Source organism: Rhizobium sp. C1, from assembly GCF_021026335.1.
Taxonomy (GTDB): Bacteria; Pseudomonadota; Alphaproteobacteria; order Rhizobiales; family Rhizobiaceae; genus Ensifer_A.
Map to the genome: position 1 here is coordinate 108,256 of NZ_JAJNCY010000009.1, position 15,202 is coordinate 123,457.

Sequence of the window (15,202 nt, forward strand, 5' to 3'; positions counted from 1 at the left end):
TGTCATGGAGACTGTAGCGCGTTGGACATCCGTTTTTCCGATTGCTCGGTGAAATTCAAGACGCATGTCGCGCTGCATCCGTTTTCGCTTGTGCTCACCGAGCGGCGCATCGGGATCATCGGGCTCAACGGGTCCGGCAAGACGACCTTCGCCAAGCTGATCGACGGGCTGGTCAAGCCGACCTCGGGGACCGTGACGGTCAACGGGCTCGATACGGTGAAGGACGCGAAGGCGGTGCTCTCCGTCGCCGGCTTCATCTTCCAGAACCCCGCGCAGCAGCTCATCATGCCGCAGGTGATGGAGGACATCGTCTTCGGGCTCAAGGCGCATGGGCTCGCGCCAGCGGAAGCCGAGACGCGGGCGAAGGCGGCGCTTTCCCGCTTCGGCATCGAGGCGCTGGGGCCGCGCCGGGTGCATGAGCTTTCAGGCGGCGAATTGCAGCTGGCGGCCATTGCCAGCGTGTCGGCCACGGGGCCGGATATCCTCATCTTCGACGAACCGGTGAACCAGCTGGACCTCAAGAACCGCAGGCGCGTGGTCGATGCGATCCATGGCCTGCCAGAAAACGCCATCGTCATCAGCCACGACCTGCCGCTGATCGAGGATTTCGACAGGGTTCTGGTGTTTCATGAGGGGCGCATCGTGTTTGACGGCCTGCCTGCCGCAGCGATTGCGCATTACCGGGAGATCGCGGGATGCTGACGAGCCTTTATGTCGAAGGCGACACGTTTCTGCATCGGCAACGGCCGGGGGCTAAGCTGGCGCTGATCCTCGTTTTCGGGCTCGCGCTCTATTTCACCGAGCTTCTGGCCGTTCAGGCGGCCGCGGTGGCGGTGACGGGGGCGATCTATTTCGCCCTGCCGATGCCGTTTCGCGAGGCGGTTCAGCGGCTGAAGCCGGTGCTGTTCACCATTGCCGTTCTCGCGATTTTCAACGGCTTCGTGCTGAGCTGGCAGGAGGCGCTTGTCTCGACGCTGCGGCTGCTGGCGGTGGTGTTTCTGGCCGCCGCCGTGACGGCAACGACGCGGATTGCGGATTTCATGGAGACGATCACCTGGGCGCTTCGACCCGCCGAAAGGCTGGGGATCGTGCGCGCGGCCGATGTCGGGCTCGCTTTGGGGCTTGTGCTTCGCTTCCTGCCGGATATCTTCGGGCACTACGAGGCGCTGAAGCAAGCGCATGCGGCACGCGGCATCGCGTTCCGACCATTGAGGGCCATCGGGCCGCTGATCATTCTGACGTTGAAGGATGCGGACGCGATTGCGGACGCCATCGACGCCAGGGGAATAAGGGGCCGCTGAAGGCTTCCAAAGGAGAGAGATCATGACCACCAAGGATATCGTGCTTGTGGCACTGTTCGCTGCCATCATCGTCGCCCTCGGCTTTCTGCCGCCGATCACGCTCGCCTTCATTCCGGTGCCGATTACGGCGCAGTCGATGGGCGTCATGCTGGCAGGCACCATCATCGGCGCCAAGCGCGGGGCCGCTTCCTATGTGCTTGTCGTGCTGATGGTCGCCATAGGCCTGCCGGTTCTGGCTGGCGGGGCTGGCGGCCTGCAGAAGATCATGGGGCCGACGGGCGGATACATCATCGGCTGGATCTTCGGCGCGTTTGTCACGGGGCTGATTGCGGAACGACTGGTGCATGACGGCCAGCCGGAAGTGCGCCAGTATATCGGCTTCTTCCTCGCCAGCATCGCCGGCGGCATCATAGTGGTCTATGCGTTCGGGATTGCGTGGCTGTGCTTCTCGACCGGCACTCCGTTTATGAAGGCGCTGATCGGCAACCTCGCGTTTGTGCCGGGCGACCTGATCAAGGCCGTCATTGCGACATTGGCTGCGCGGGCGGTGCTGGCTGGGTACCCGATGCTGCCGTCGCGGGCGTGATACAAGGGCGCGACTGGGGCACCCCCCTCTCTTGCAAAATCTACGACTTAGCCTTTGGCTAAGATCGTGATTTTACTTTCTCCCCCACCGAGGGGGAGATTGGAACATGGCGCACCGGCATTCACCCCATCTCCCCCTTGGTGGGGGAGAAAGCGATTTCAACATCTTAGCTTCAGCTAAGTGTTAGAAATCGCAAGAGAGGGGGTCCAAGCGCCAGCCACAAAGCGGGAGAGACTAGCCAACCCCGGTCACAAAACCCATCTAACATCGTCTCCACCCCTCCACCCCAAACAGGTTCCACCATGACGACACGGCTTTACGAGCATTCGATCTTTCTGGAACACGAGGTTCCCGCCGGCCACCCCGAGCGGCCGGATCGGCTACGGGCGCTCAACGAGGCGCTGAGCCATCCGAATTTCGCCCCGCTCGACCGGAAGGAAGCACCGCAGGCGAATGAGGATGCGGTTCTGCTGGCGCATCCGGAGGAGCATCTCTTTGCCGTCATGCGCGCCATGCCGGAGGACGAGGATGAGATCAATCAGCTGGAGAGCGACACCTATGCCGGCGTGAAGAGCCTGCAGGCGGCCTTCACCGGCATTGGCGGGGCGATGGCCGCAGTGGACGATGTGATCTCCGGCAGCCACGATAATGCCTTCGTCGCCTCGCGCCCGCCAGGCCATCATGCCGAGCGGATGCGCGCCATGGGCTTCTGCTTCTTCAACAATGCGGCGATTGCCGCACGCCATGCACAGCAGAAGCACGGGCTGGAGCGCGTCGCCATCATCGACTGGGACGTGCATCACGGCAACGGCACGCAGGACATTTTCGAGGCCGATCCGTCGGTGCTCTATTGTTCGACGCATCAGATGCCGCTCTATCCGGGCACGGGACGGAAGGACGAGACGGGCGTGGGCAATATCGTCAACGCGCCGCTATCGGCCAATACGGGCTCGGATCATTTCCGCGAGGCCTTCAAGGATCGCGTGCTGCCGGCGATCCGCAATTTCTCGCCGGACCTGATCATCATCTCGGCGGGGTTCGACGCGCATCACCGCGACCCGCTGGCGCAGATCAATCTCGTGGCGGATGATTTCGACTGGGCGACGGGCAAACTCATGGATATGGCGGGGGACTTATCCTCCAACCGTCTCGTCAGCATCCTCGAAGGCGGCTATGACCTTCAGGGGCTGGCCGAATCGGCCGGCGCGCATATCTACAGGCTCATGAAAGGATGACCATGACGGACACCGCAAAACCGGCCGACATCAAGGGCCTTTCGTTCGAACAGGCGGTCGCCGAGCTCGAAAGCATCGTGTCGCGGCTGGAGCGCGGCGACGTGGCGCTCGACCAGTCGATCGCCATCTATGAGCGCGGCGAAGCGTTGAAGAAGCATTGCGAGACGCTGCTGTCTGCCGCCGAAGCCCGCATCGAGAAAATCCGTCTGGACCGCGCCGGCAAGCCGCAGGGCGTCGAGCCGCTGGACGGGCAGTAAGACGCATAGAAACGAGAAAGCGGGCTCGATGAGTCCGCTTTCTTGCGTTTATTCCATCACGATTTCCATTGCCTCTTCGTTATCCTCTTCGGAGGCGGAACGCTTCGGCGGCTTCAGAAGAAGCAGCAGCGGCATGACGACGATGGACATCAGCATCAAGAGCTTGAAATCATCGGCATAGGCGATGATGGTCGATTGCAGGGTCACGAGGCCATCGAGCGTCGAGAGCCCTGCGGACGTGTTCGGGTTCAGCCCGGCATGGGCAAGCGCCTGAAGCGACTGGTTGAACGGTGTCAGCGCCGCGCCGATCTCGGCGTGATTGACCTGGATATTCGAGGTCAACAGAGCCGACACAACGGCAATCCCCACGCTTGAGCCGATGTTGCGCGAGAGGTTGTAGAGACCTGTCCCATCGCCGCGCATTTCCGGCGGAAGCGTCGCAAAGGCAATTGTCGTCAGCGGGACGAAGAGAAGCCCGAGCCCTGCGCCCTGAATGAAGCCGACCCAGACGATTTCCCATTGCGAGATATCGGGCGTCCAGCCGGTCATGACATACATGGCGAAGGCGGTAACGGCGAGACCACCGAAGAGCAGGATCCGCGTGTCGACCTTGCCGATAGCGCGCCCGACGAGCATCATGCAGAGCATCGTCCCGATCCCGCGCGGTCCCATGACGAGACCCGCCGTGATGACAGGATAGCCCATGAGCGTTTGCAGATAGGGCGTGAGCAGCGCGAGCGAGGCCAGCAGCACGACGCCGACGACGAAAATGAACAGCATGCTGACTGCGAAGTTCCGGTCAAGGAACAAGCGTGGGTTCACGAAGGACTTTTCGGCCGTCAGAGTGTGTACGACGAGGAGGTAGAACGCGCCGGCGGCGACGATCGTCTCTATGATGATTTCGCCCGACGAGAACCAGTCCAGCTGCGAGCCGCGGTCGAGCATCAATTGAAGCGCGCCGATGGCGACCGACAGCGCGCCGAAACCAAACCAGTCCAGCTTGGCTTTCGCGTTGATCTCGGTTTCCTTCACGAAGGTGGCAATGCCCATGACGGCGAGGATACCGATCGGGACGTTGATGTAGAACACCCAGCGCCAGCTCAGATTGTCCGTCAGCCAGCCGCCGATGACGGGGCCGAGGATCGGGCCGACCATGACCGACACACCGAACATGGCCATCGCGCGGCCGCGTTCTTCCGCCGAATAGATATCGAGCAGGATGCTCTGCGAAAGCGGAACTAGCGCTGCACCAAAAAAGCCCTGCATGAGGCGGAAGGCGACGATCTGGGTGATCGACTGAGCGAGACCGCACAGAACCGAGGAGACCACGAACCCGACAATGCCGATCGACAGGATACGCTTGCGGCCAAATTTGGCCGCCAGAAATCCCGACGGCGGCGTCATGATGGCGGCGGCGACGATGTAGGAGGTCAAAACCCAGTTGATCTGGTCGGCGCTGGCCGAGACGCTGCCCTGGATATAGGGCAGCGCTACGTTTGCGATCGTGGTGTCCAGCGCCTGCATGATCACCGAGAGGATCACGCAGGCCGCAATGGCGCCGCGGTTGGCAACGGGCGTAAACCCGGCCGAGGATGTTGCCGCGTTACTCATGAGCGTAGGCCGTGTTTCTGCCCAGCAGGTTTTCCACGAATTGCGGCAGGCCACGGGCATGATTGGTGTCGATATCGACTTCCGTGCTCATGCCGGCGCGCAGCTGCGGCTTGCCGTCCTCGGCGTTGACCTTGACGCGCAGCGGAATGCGCTGGACGACCTTCACCCAGTTGCCGGAGGAGTTCTGGGCCGGCAGAAGCGAGAAACTCGACGCAGAAGCCGGGCTGACGCTGGCGACCTCACCCTTCCAGGTGACGCCCGGATAGGCATCGACCGAGATCGTCACCGGCTGGCCGGGCTTCACATAGGTCAGCTCCGTTTCCTTCGGATTCGCCTCGATCCACATATCCTTCGTCGAGACAAGCGAGAAAGCGGTCTGGGCGGGCTGCAGGTAGGTGCCGATCTGAATGGCGTTTACGTTGGTGGCCACGCCGTCGAACGGAGCCTTGACAACCGTGTGATCCAGCTGGCGCTGAGCATCCTCGACGGCGGCCTGAGCCTGCATGTATTCGGGGAACTGATCGAGTGGCAGATCGACATTGCCGTTCAGCTTGGCAAGCGTCGCGGCGGCTTCAGCCTTGGCGACATCCACCTTCTGCTTGGCGGCTTCGAGATCGTGGCTGGCCTGATCGAGCGTCGCCTTGGAAGCGGTCGCCGACGAGACGAGCTTCTGGGCGCGCTCGTAAGCATCTTCATAGAAAGGAAGGTCAGCCTGCGCCTGCACGATCTGCGCCTGATCCTGAGCGTATGTTGCCTTAAGTGTCAGGAGATCATTGCGGGCGGCATCGACCTTGGCCTTGTCACCGTCGAGGGCAATCTGAAAGCTCGCCGGGTCAAGCTTGTAGAGAACCTGGCCCGCCGTCACCTTCTCATTGTCGTGAACCTCGATCGACTTCACCGTGCCGGCGACATCGGTGGAGATACCGGCGATACGCGCCTGAACATAGGCGTTGTCCACCGAAACAAGCTGGCCGCCGGTGACGTAGTAATAGCCACCGATCACCAGCACGATGGGAAGCGCTGCGAAAAGGATGGTGCGGACGCGGGATCGCTTACCCTTTGAAGGCGTTGTAACCGGCGTCTCGGGCGGAATGACCGAGGTCTTGGCTTCGGACGTATTGGCCGGGCGCTCCAGCTTGGCAGTTGCAGCATCTTCACCCTGACGGATCTTTACTGGCTCAGACATGTCTCTTCTCAACTTCCGCTGCCTGACGGCAGCCTTCAACAAGGTTTGTTTTCATGGTTTCAAGCATTTGGAACAGACGCACCCGTTCTTCGTCGGGAATGCCTTCCAGGGATTCATTTCGCGTTTCCTCGCCCAGCTCACGCATGCCGGAGAGAAGTTCACGACCCCGATCCGTCATATAAAGCAGCCAGATCCGGCGATCGGTCTCGTGCTTGCGACGCTCGACGAGGCCGCGCTCAGACAGCTTGTCGATCAACCGCATGAGCGTGATCGGCTCAACTTCCTGCATTTCGGCCAGCGCCTTCTGATGAAGGCCCTCGTTCTTGGAAAGCAGAAGCAGCGTCTGCCACTGCGAGCGCGTCAACCCGACAGGTCGAGCGCGCTGCTCGAAACGTTTGCGCATCAGTCGCGCTACGTCGTGCAGCAAGATCCCGATTGTCTGGTCTTCCTTCGGCATTGCTTCGCTCGAAAAGATAAGCTTACTTATAATAAGGCAGCATATATAATTTCTTTTGCGCTTTCGCAAGAGGTTGTGACGCCGGCATGACAAAAATCAGCTGTGTCGAAATGGCTCAGAACGCGAATTCGAGCGAGATGGTTACCGAATTGCGCGCAAGCGATTGCGCTTGATGTGAGAGCGACTATTTTAGCAATTCTCAAACTGACGAAAGGAAAGCCGATGTCCTTCTTTCCCGGACAGGATCCAGAACCCGGCGATGCCAGCGCCTGCGATGCCGTCGAGCTGCTGATCGTGCCACGCACCAGCGACATCGGCGGGCTGGAGGTGCGGCGCGCCCTGCCCTCGGCCAAGCGCCGGCTGGTCGGCCCCTTCATCTTCTTCGACCGGATGGGGCCTGCCGTTCTCAAGGCGGATGCGGCGCTCGACGTGCGGCCTCATCCGCATATCGGCCTTTCGACGGTGACCTATCTTTTCGACGGTCAGATCACCCACAAGGACAGCCTGGGCAACGACATGGTCATCCAGCCGGGTGACATCAACCTAATGACGGCGGGACGCGGCATCGTCCATTCCGAGCGGTCACCGGAAAAGCTGCGTGGCCATCCGCAATCGATTTCCGGCCTGCAGACCTGGCTCGCCCTGCCGGACCAGCTGGAGGAAATCGACCCAAGCTTTGCGCATACGGAAGCCGCCGTGATGCCGGAGTTCTCTCAAGCCGGTCTTCACGGCCGCCTGGTGATCGGGGCCTATGAGGGCATGACCTCGCCGGTCAAGGTGCCGACCGGGACCCTCTATCTGGACATCAAGCTCGATCCCGGCGCACGCTTTTCGCTGGCGCCCAAGTGGGAAGAGCGTGCGGCCTATATTCTTGCCGGCACGGTCACGGTCGCCGGAACCACGTTCGAAGCCGACCAGCTGCTTGTGCTCAGCCCGCGCGACGCCATCCTGTTCGAGGCCGGGCCGCTTGGTGCGCATGTCATGTTCTTCGGCGGCGATGCGCTCAAGTCGCAACGCTATATCTGGTGGAATTTCGTCTCGTCGTCCAAGGAGCGGATCGAACAGGCGAAGGAGGAGTGGAAAACGGGACGTTTCGATATCGTGCCGGGCGATGAGGAAGAGTTCGTGCCTTTGCCACAGGGATGAAATGAATTATTACTAAGACGAGTTTCGCATGTCATCGTCTTGCCGCTTTCAACGCGGAACACGATGCTTTATAGGCAAAGAATTGCCTGACAGGGGACAAAAGCAGGTATCAGCGAGCATGCGCGGCGACGTCCTGTCGGCCAGCCTGCTTTGAATATTTTTTGTGAGTGCAGTTCCGTCCAACGCGCAACCATGCGGGTCTGACCGGATTGCAGTAGAAGGCCGAGATCCATTGACGAGCGTACCCTCCACCCCTCTGCTCGACACCGTCCATATTCCGGCGGACCTGAAACAGGTCGAGGACCGTGATCTGCCGCAGCTGGCATCCGAGCTGCGCGCGGAGATGATCGACGCCGTGTCGAAGACGGGCGGGCATCTGGGTGCCGGTCTCGGCGTCGTCGAGCTGACGATTGCGCTCCACAAGGTTTTCAACACGCCGAACGACCGCATCATCTTCGATGTCGGCCACCAGTGTTATCCGCACAAGATCCTGACCGGCCGGCGCGAGCGTATCCGTACGCTGCGCCAGGAAGACGGGCTTTCCGGTTTTACCAAGCGCGGCGAGAGCGAATACGATCCCTTTGGCGCCGGCCACTCCTCGACTTCGATTTCAGCTGGCCTCGGCATGGCGGTGGCTGCCGACCTGCAGGGCAGCGATCGACGCGTGATTGCCGTCATCGGCGACGGCGCGATGTCGGCGGGCATGGCCTTCGAGGCGCTCAACAATGCCGGGGCGCTGGACGCGCGGCTCATCGTCATCCTCAACGACAACGACATGTCGATTGCCCCGCCGACGGGTGCCATGAGCGCCTATCTCGCGCGCCTCGCCTCGGGCCGGACCTATATGGGTATGCGCGAATTCGGCAAGAAGCTGACGGCCTATCTCGGCAAGACGGTAGACCGGGCGATTACCAGAGCTGTGGAGCATGCGCGCGGTTACGTGACCGGCGGCACGATGTTCGAGGAGCTCGGCTTCTACCATATCGGCCCCATCGACGGCCATTCCTTCGAGCATCTCCTGCCTGTCCTGCGCAATGTGCGCGACAACCAGCAGGGTCCGGTGCTGATCCATGTCGTGACCCAGAAGGGCAAGGGTTATGCTCCGGCGGAAGAGGCTGCCGACAAGTATCATGGCGTCAACAAGTTCGACGTCATCACCGGCGCGCAGGCCAAGGTGAAGCCGAATGCACCGAGCTACACCGCCGTCTTCGGCGAAACGCTGGTGCAGGAAGGCGCGCTTGACGAGAAAATCGTCGCCATCACGGCCGCCATGCCGTCGGGCACCGGCGTCGACAAGTTTGCAGACGCCTTCCCAGCCCGCACCTTCGATGTCGGCATTGCCGAGCAGCATGCGGTCACCTTTGCGGCGGGTCTTGCCTGCGACGGCATGAAGCCCTTTGCGGCGCTCTATTCGACATTCCTGCAGCGCGCCTATGACCAGGTCGTACATGACGTGGCGATCCAGAAGCTGCCCGTGCGGTTTCCCATCGACCGCGCCGGCTTCGTCGGCGCCGACGGACCGACCCATGCGGGCTCGTTCGACACCGGCTATCTCGCCATGCTGCCGGGCTTCGTCGTCATGGCAGCCAGCGACGAAGCTGAGCTGAAGCATATGGTCCGCACCGCCGTTTCCTATGACGAAGGCCCGATCTCGTTCCGCTATCCGCGCGGCGAAGGCGTCGGCGTCGAGATGCCGGAGCGCGGTGAGATTCTTGCAATCGGCAAGGGCCGCATCGTCAAGGAAGGCACCAAGGTGGCCCTCCTCTCCTTCGGTACGCGTCTGGCAGACTGTCTGCTGGCGGCGGAAGATCTGGAGGCTGCCGGCCTCTCAACCACGGTCGCTGACGCGCGCTTTGCCAAGCCGCTCGACGAGGACATGATCCGTCGCCTGGCGCGCGAGCATGAGGTGCTGGTGACGATCGAGGAAGGCTCCATCGGCGGCTTCGCCAGCCATGTCCTGCAATTCCTCGCCCGTGAAGGGTTGATAGACGGCGGGTTGAAGGTCCGCCCGATGGTTCTGCCGGATGTGTGGATGGATCAGGCGAAGCCCGAAGCCATGTATGCCAAGGCCGGGCTGGATCGCGCCGGGATCGTCAGGACGGTGTTCGAGGCGCTGGGCACGGCGCATCTGACGCAGCGGGCTTGAGGCTCACTGCTGAAAATTCGCCGGCACCAGCAGCAGAATTTCCAGATCCCGCTCCGGATAGAACTCCGTCTTCTGCATCTCGAACATGGTCGACCCGGTCTTCTTGATCCCGTCGCCGCAGAGGCTGATGAGGTTTTCGGGCTTGCCCTTGTCGACCGTCAGCGTGAACTTGCCGATGGGACCGGCCCAGTTGTTGCCAGTCATGAGGATGTAGGAAATCCAGTTCTCGACATAGAGCGGGCCGTTGCCGGCCTGGTTGGACTTCCAGCTCTTCTGCGCGACCTTGACCATGTTGTCGTCGAGGCAATAGCGCTTGACATAGTCGTTCCACTGCTCGCCCTTCGGCTGGCCGTTTTCATCGAGATAGGTCAGGTCGACCGTACCGCCGACACTGGTCTTGTAGCTGTGCTTGACGATCACGTCCTTGCCGGCGGGATAGACGGTCTTCCACCAGTAGACCGCATTCAGCGTCCAGTTCGACGTCGGATGCTCCTTCATGCCCTTGCCGTCGTCCCACTGATCGACGCGCGCGAGACCAAGCGTCACCAGTTCGGCCAGCTTGTCGGCCGGCAGCTTTTCAAGCGCTTCGGTCGAGGCTTTCGAATTGGGAACGAGCGGGATGTTGAGCGCCTTCAGCCGGTCCGTCAGGTCGACACCGTGGACCAGCGCCTTTTGCTGCAGTTCCGGCTTGATGTCCTTGCCGTCCTGGTTGACGGTGAAGCCGAGGAAGTTGTCGCCAGCGTCGTAGTCGATCGCCACGTTCACTTCGAGGCCGCTTTCCAGGTTCGGCATCGGAAAGGCGACCAGCGCCTCGATGTCTCTGGTTGCCTTGTTGTGGAAGCGATATTCGACCGTCACCTTTTCCGGAGACACGTAAAGCTTCTCTTCGGCCATCTCGATATCGTCGGTCTGGACGAATTCGAGACCGCCGGTCTTCATCTGCGCCGTCGAGTCATTGGCATAGGCCGGAGCGGCCACACCGCCAAGGCAAAGTGTCGCCAGAGCACAAAGCGTTTGCACCGTCTTCGTCATGTCCGTCTGTCCCCTCAAGTCCCCAGGAGACGATAAACACGGCCAGGGCTTTCCGGCAAGAGAGCCGGACAGGAGATCAGGCGGCGTTGCGGCGGCGGTCCACCCACTGCCCGTCGGAAAGCTTGAAGCGGCCGACCATGTCGCGCAGATGCGAGGCCTCGTTGGCGAGACCGGTCGTGGCGGCATCGGTGCGCTCCACCATGGAGACGTTCTGCTGGGTGACGTGATCGAGCGTGCCGAGCGCGCGGTTAACGGCGTCGAGGCTGGTCGATTGCTCGCCGCTTGCCCTTGTAATGGCGTCCATCAGCTCGTTGATCGCCACGATGTGGCCGCTGATCGTGTTGAGCGCGTCGCCCGTATCGCGGACATGGGCGACGCCGCCGGCGACCTCACGGGATGAATTCTCGATCAGCGCCTTGATCTCGCGCGCCGCATCGGCCGAGCGTCCGGCGAGTGCGCGCACTTCCTGAGCCACGACCGCAAAGCCCTTGCCCGCATCACCGGCACGGGCGGCCTCGACGCCGGCATTCAGCGCCAGAAGGTTGGTCTGGAAGGCGATTTCGTCAATGACGCTGATGATATTGGCGATCTTGGCGGAGGATTCCTCGATGCGGCCCATTGCCTCTTCGGCATTGGCCACCACGGTGCCGGACTTGCGGGCGCTGTCATTGGCCTGTGCTGCCACGGTGCGCGCTTCGGCCACCCGCTTGGCGGAAGAGGCGACATGCTGGGTGATCTGAGCCAGCGCTTCCGTCGTCTCGTCGAGCGAGGCCGCCTGGCTTTCGGTGCGCTTCGACAATTCGCCGACGCCCGAGGCGATTTCGTTGCTGCCCTGATCGATGGAGCCGGCGGCATCGCGGATGGCGACCAGTGTTTCGCCCAGTTGACGGACGGATTCGTTGAAGTCCTTTCGAAGTTCCTCGAATTCGGGTGCGAAGCGGCTGTCGAGGCTGACGGAGAGGTCGCCGGAGGCGAGACGTTTCAGGCCGCCGGCGAGACCGGATGTAGCAACACGCAGTCGCTCGGCGGCATCGGCTTCGGCCTTTTCCTGGGCCGCCAGCCGGTCTGCCTCGGCGGTCAGGCGGTGTTCTTCCGCCTCCTTTTCCAGCCGCTTGTTGGCGGCGGAGGCATCGCGGAAGACATCGAGCGAGCGGGCCAGCGCGCCGATCTCGTCCTTGCGCCGGGCCATTCCGGTGGAGATGGAGAGATCACCGGCTGCAAGCCGGCTGGTGAGCGCGGCAAGCCGGCGGAGGGGCCGAAGGGTCGTCAGGCGCAGAAGACCGAAGATGAGAACGAGCGTCACAGCCAGCGTGCCGAGGCCGGTCAGGACACGCTCGTTGAGGCGCTGTTTCCAGGCGGCAAATTCGGGAGCCAGATCGACGGCGGCGCTGTAGACGCCCATGGTTTCGCCCGGCTGGATGTCCATCATGCCGGTATGACAGGTGGCGCAGCGTTCATCCGCCGCACTCCCCTGTCCCAGAATAACCGGCCGCGAGAGGCGCAGTGTCGTGCCGTTGGCGACGGTTGCGGCGCGCTCCTTCGAGGACAGGACCTGCTTGTCGAAATCGTCATGCGCCGGCAGCTGGCGTCCGCCCTGCTGCTTCTGGAAGTTCAGGACCTTGTCGCCCATGACGATCCAGATGCCGATGCCGGCATTCGATTTGGAAAACTGCGCCATCGTGCCGTTGAGCGTTTCCACCGCCGGGTCGCCATCCTCGATCTGGCCGCGATTGAGCATAGCCTGGACATGGACTGCCTCGAGCATGTCCAGAGCCGCATTGCCGCGCAGCTCGCCATTCGTCTCGATGCGCCGCTTGTCGCCTGCAATGTCGGTCACGACCTTGATTGTTTCGCCGGCGATCAGCACGGCCGAGACGCTCAACAGGATTTGCGCCGTCAAGGGAAGCGCGCGAAGTGTGGACAACATGGGCAAGCTCCAGCCGCTCCGCGCTTGGGGCGAAGCCTTTACATGAGCCACACTATCCAGAAATCCGTTAAGGTATGTTAAAATAGGAAATTGATATTTGTCAAATTCCATTCGTTTTCAATGATTTATAGTGATTTCTAACATGAGCTGCCTCACGAGGTCCGGGACCACACCCCGTTGGCAGTTTTCGAATTTCCTTGCGTTGTTCAAAAGCGCAGGCCAAGACGGCGGCATGACAACACATGATCAACAGCGGCTCGACCAGATGCTCGTCGCGCAGGGCCATTTTGCGACCCGGTCGCGCGCCCGCGACGCGATTGCGCGCGGCACGGTGCGGATCGACGGCAAGCCGGTCACGAAGCCGGGGCAGGCGGTTTCCGCCTCTGCAGCCATCGAGATCGACGATCCGGCGCAGGCCTATGTCTCGCGCGCGGCGCTGAAGCTGATTGCGGGGCTCGACCATTTCGGGTTCTCGCCCGACGGCCTCGACTGTCTGGACATCGGCGCCTCGACGGGCGGCTTCACGCAGGTCCTTCTCGAGCGCGGCGCGCGCCACGTCACCGCAGTCGATGTCGGACATGACCAGCTGCACCAAAGCCTCGCCGGCCATGCGCGCATCACCAATCTGGAAGGGCTGAACGCGCGCGAGCTCGACGCGACGCATGTCGGAGGCCGCCCCCTCAGCGCGGTGGTTTCGGATGTTTCCTTCATCTCGCTGAAGCTTGCGCTGCCGCCTGCCCTGTCGCTGGCGGCGCCCGGCGCCTTCTGTGTGCTGCTGGTCAAGCCGCAATTCGAGGCGGGCCGCGAGGCGATCGGAAAGGGCGGTATCCTGAAGGACGCCTCCGCCGGCGAGCGCATTGCCGCCGACATGGCCGAATGGCTGGCGACACAGCCCGGCTGGACACCCATCGGCATCACCGCCTCTCCCATTTCCGGAGGCGACGGTAACCACGAATATCTGCTTGGAGGTCGCAAGGCGTGAGCGCAATGACACTCGATATCACGCGGCTCGGCGCGGAAGGCGACGGTATTGCCGAAACCGCAAACGGCCCGGTTTACGTGCCCTTCGCCCATCCCGGCGACCGGCTCAAGGTGGCTGTCGAAAAATCGCAGGGCACGATCATGGCGATCACCGAGCCCTCGCCCGACCGCATCGCACCGGTCTGTCGGCATTTCGGGCCGGATGGCGAGAACGGCGCCTGTGGCGGCTGTTCGCTGCAGCATGTGAACCCAGCGCTTTATGCCGAGTTCAAGCGCGGCCTCGTCGTCAACGCGCTGCGCTCGAAGGGCATTGATGTCGAGGTCGGCGCGCTGGTCGCTGCAAATCCCGGCGAGCGCCGGCGGGCAATCTTTGCCGCACGCAAAACGGAGAAGGAATTGCTGCTCGGCTTCAATCAGGCCGGCAGCCATCACATCGTCAATATTTCGGAATGTCCCGTGCTGAAGCCCTCCATCGTGGCGCGGCTCGATGACATCCGCATTGTCGGCCGGGCACTGGCGCCGAATGCCGAACCGTTCCGCCTTGGGGTTCTCGAAACGCTGACCGGGCTCGACATTGCCGCAGACGGTCTGCCGAAGCTCTCGGACAAGCAGCGGCAGGCGGCCATCGAAATCATCCTGAAGCTACGCGGCATTGCCCGCGTCAGCCTTGACGGCGAAATCCTGATCGAGCCGGCCAAGCCCATCATCCGCTTCGGGACGACGGAAGCGAGCCCGCCGGCGGGCGGCTTCACGCAGGCAACGGTGGAGGCCGAGGAGGTCATGGCGGCACTGGTCGTCGAGATTGTTGGCAAGGCCAAGGCAGTCGCCGATCTTTTCGCCGGGTCGGGTACATTTGCGCTGAGGCTTGCTGAAAAATCGAAGGTGCATGCGGTCGAGGGCGATCAGCGGGCGATGACGGCGCTGGAGCAGGCGGCGCGCAAACGTCAGGGGCTGAAGCCTGTGACCGCCGAGCGGCGCGATCTGTTCCGCCGCCCGATGATGGCGAGCGAGCTGAAGAATTTCGATGCCGTGGTCTTCGATCCGCCGCGCGCGGGGGCCGAAACCCAGTCAAAAGAACTGGCGCGTTCAACAGTTCGTAAAATTGCCGCAGTAAGCTGCAATCCCCTGACGCTCGCGCGGGACCTTTCGATCCTGGTCGCGGGGGGTTATCGCGTGGTTGCCGTCACGCCGATCGATCAGTTTCTCTGGTCGCCGCATGTGGAAGTCGTGGCTGCATTGGAGCGGCCGAAGAAATAGTCAGGATTTGTGTTTCGATGGTCGATCAGGCGGCAGGTATCTTGAAAGAAACAGCGCCGAAAAAGCGGCGGGTGAGAACC

General features: G+C 62.1%; 14 protein-coding genes. 9 read left to right on the forward strand and 5 right to left on the reverse strand.

Annotated elements, in window-relative coordinates:
* Positions 1–21: 21 nt before the first annotated feature.
* The 5 genes from LQK83_RS17735 (at position 22) to LQK83_RS17755 (ending at position 3,379) form a co-directional block, all read left to right on the forward strand.
* The gene (locus tag LQK83_RS17735) at positions 22–702 is read left to right on the forward strand and encodes an energy-coupling factor ABC transporter ATP-binding protein (protein ID WP_230838730.1); all 681 of its coding nucleotides are present in this window, start codon (positions 22–24) and stop codon (positions 700–702) included.
* Positions 696–1,301 carry an energy-coupling factor transporter transmembrane component T family protein gene (locus tag LQK83_RS17740; protein ID WP_230838731.1) on the forward strand — a complete coding sequence of 202 codons (606 nt, stop codon included), beginning with the start codon at positions 696–698 and terminating at the stop codon, positions 1,299–1,301. Before LQK83_RS17735 ends, LQK83_RS17740 begins: the two co-directional genes overlap by 7 nt.
* 22 nt (positions 1,302–1,323) lie before the next feature.
* On the forward strand, positions 1,324–1,887 hold the full coding sequence (locus LQK83_RS17745) for a biotin transporter BioY (RefSeq protein ID WP_230838732.1): 564 nt from the start codon (positions 1,324–1,326) through the stop codon (positions 1,885–1,887).
* 302 nt (positions 1,888–2,189) lie between these two features.
* Complete coding sequence (locus LQK83_RS17750; protein ID WP_230838733.1) at positions 2,190–3,122, forward strand: histone deacetylase family protein; 933 nt, start codon at positions 2,190–2,192, stop codon at positions 3,120–3,122.
* Positions 3,123–3,124: 2 nt separating this feature from the next.
* The gene (locus LQK83_RS17755) at positions 3,125–3,379 is read left to right on the forward strand and encodes an exodeoxyribonuclease VII small subunit (RefSeq protein ID WP_109855551.1); all 255 of its coding nucleotides are present in this window, start codon (positions 3,125–3,127) and stop codon (positions 3,377–3,379) included.
* Positions 3,380–3,427: 48 nt separating this feature from the next.
* Here LQK83_RS17755 and LQK83_RS17760 read toward each other — a convergent pair whose 3' ends face one another.
* The 3 genes from LQK83_RS17760 to LQK83_RS17770 are packed head-to-tail and all read right to left on the reverse strand — an operon-like array spanning position 3,428 to position 6,633.
* Positions 3,428–4,990: a DHA2 family efflux MFS transporter permease subunit gene (locus LQK83_RS17760; protein ID WP_230838734.1), complete on the reverse strand. Its 1,563-nt coding sequence runs from the start codon at positions 4,988–4,990 to the stop codon at positions 3,428–3,430.
* A complete protein-coding gene (locus LQK83_RS17765; protein WP_230838735.1) occupies positions 4,983–6,176 on the reverse strand; it encodes an HlyD family secretion protein in 1,194 nt (397 codons plus the stop codon). Before LQK83_RS17765 ends, LQK83_RS17760 begins: the two co-directional genes overlap by 8 nt.
* Positions 6,169–6,633, reverse strand: coding sequence for a MarR family winged helix-turn-helix transcriptional regulator (locus tag LQK83_RS17770; RefSeq protein WP_230838736.1), 465 nt, complete (start codon positions 6,631–6,633; stop codon positions 6,169–6,171). Before LQK83_RS17770 ends, LQK83_RS17765 begins: the two co-directional genes overlap by 8 nt.
* 222 nt (positions 6,634–6,855) lie before the next feature.
* Here LQK83_RS17770 and LQK83_RS17775 point away from each other — a divergent pair, with 222 nt between their 5' ends.
* Both LQK83_RS17775 and dxs read left to right on the forward strand, forming a co-directional pair.
* Complete coding sequence (locus LQK83_RS17775) at positions 6,856–7,779, forward strand: pirin family protein (protein WP_230838737.1); 924 nt, start codon at positions 6,856–6,858, stop codon at positions 7,777–7,779.
* Between the two features lie 232 nt (positions 7,780–8,011).
* A complete protein-coding gene (gene dxs, locus LQK83_RS17780) occupies positions 8,012–9,925 on the forward strand; it encodes a 1-deoxy-D-xylulose-5-phosphate synthase (protein WP_230838738.1) in 1,914 nt (637 codons plus the stop codon).
* 3 nt (positions 9,926–9,928) lie between these two features.
* On the opposite strand, the gene LQK83_RS17785 is transcribed toward dxs, so the two are convergent.
* Positions 9,929–10,957, reverse strand: a complete 1,029-nt coding sequence (locus LQK83_RS17785; protein WP_230838739.1) for a DUF4424 domain-containing protein — start codon at positions 10,955–10,957, stop codon at positions 9,929–9,931.
* A gap of 76 nt (positions 10,958–11,033) precedes the next feature.
* Entirely contained in the window at positions 11,034–12,884 is a 1,851-nt protein-coding gene (locus LQK83_RS17790; protein WP_230838740.1) for a methyl-accepting chemotaxis protein, read from the reverse strand.
* A 232-nt stretch (positions 12,885–13,116) separates the two neighbouring features.
* On the opposite strand from LQK83_RS17790, the gene LQK83_RS17795 reads away from it, so the two are divergent.
* Positions 13,117–13,866 (forward strand): TlyA family RNA methyltransferase, encoded by a 750-nt coding sequence (locus tag LQK83_RS17795; protein ID WP_230838741.1) that lies wholly within the window; start codon positions 13,117–13,119, stop codon positions 13,864–13,866.
* Positions 13,867–13,871: 5 nt separating this feature from the next.
* Entirely contained in the window at positions 13,872–15,122 is a 1,251-nt protein-coding gene (locus tag LQK83_RS17800) for a class I SAM-dependent RNA methyltransferase (RefSeq protein ID WP_269065724.1), read from the forward strand.
* Positions 15,123–15,202: the final 80 nt, after the last annotated feature.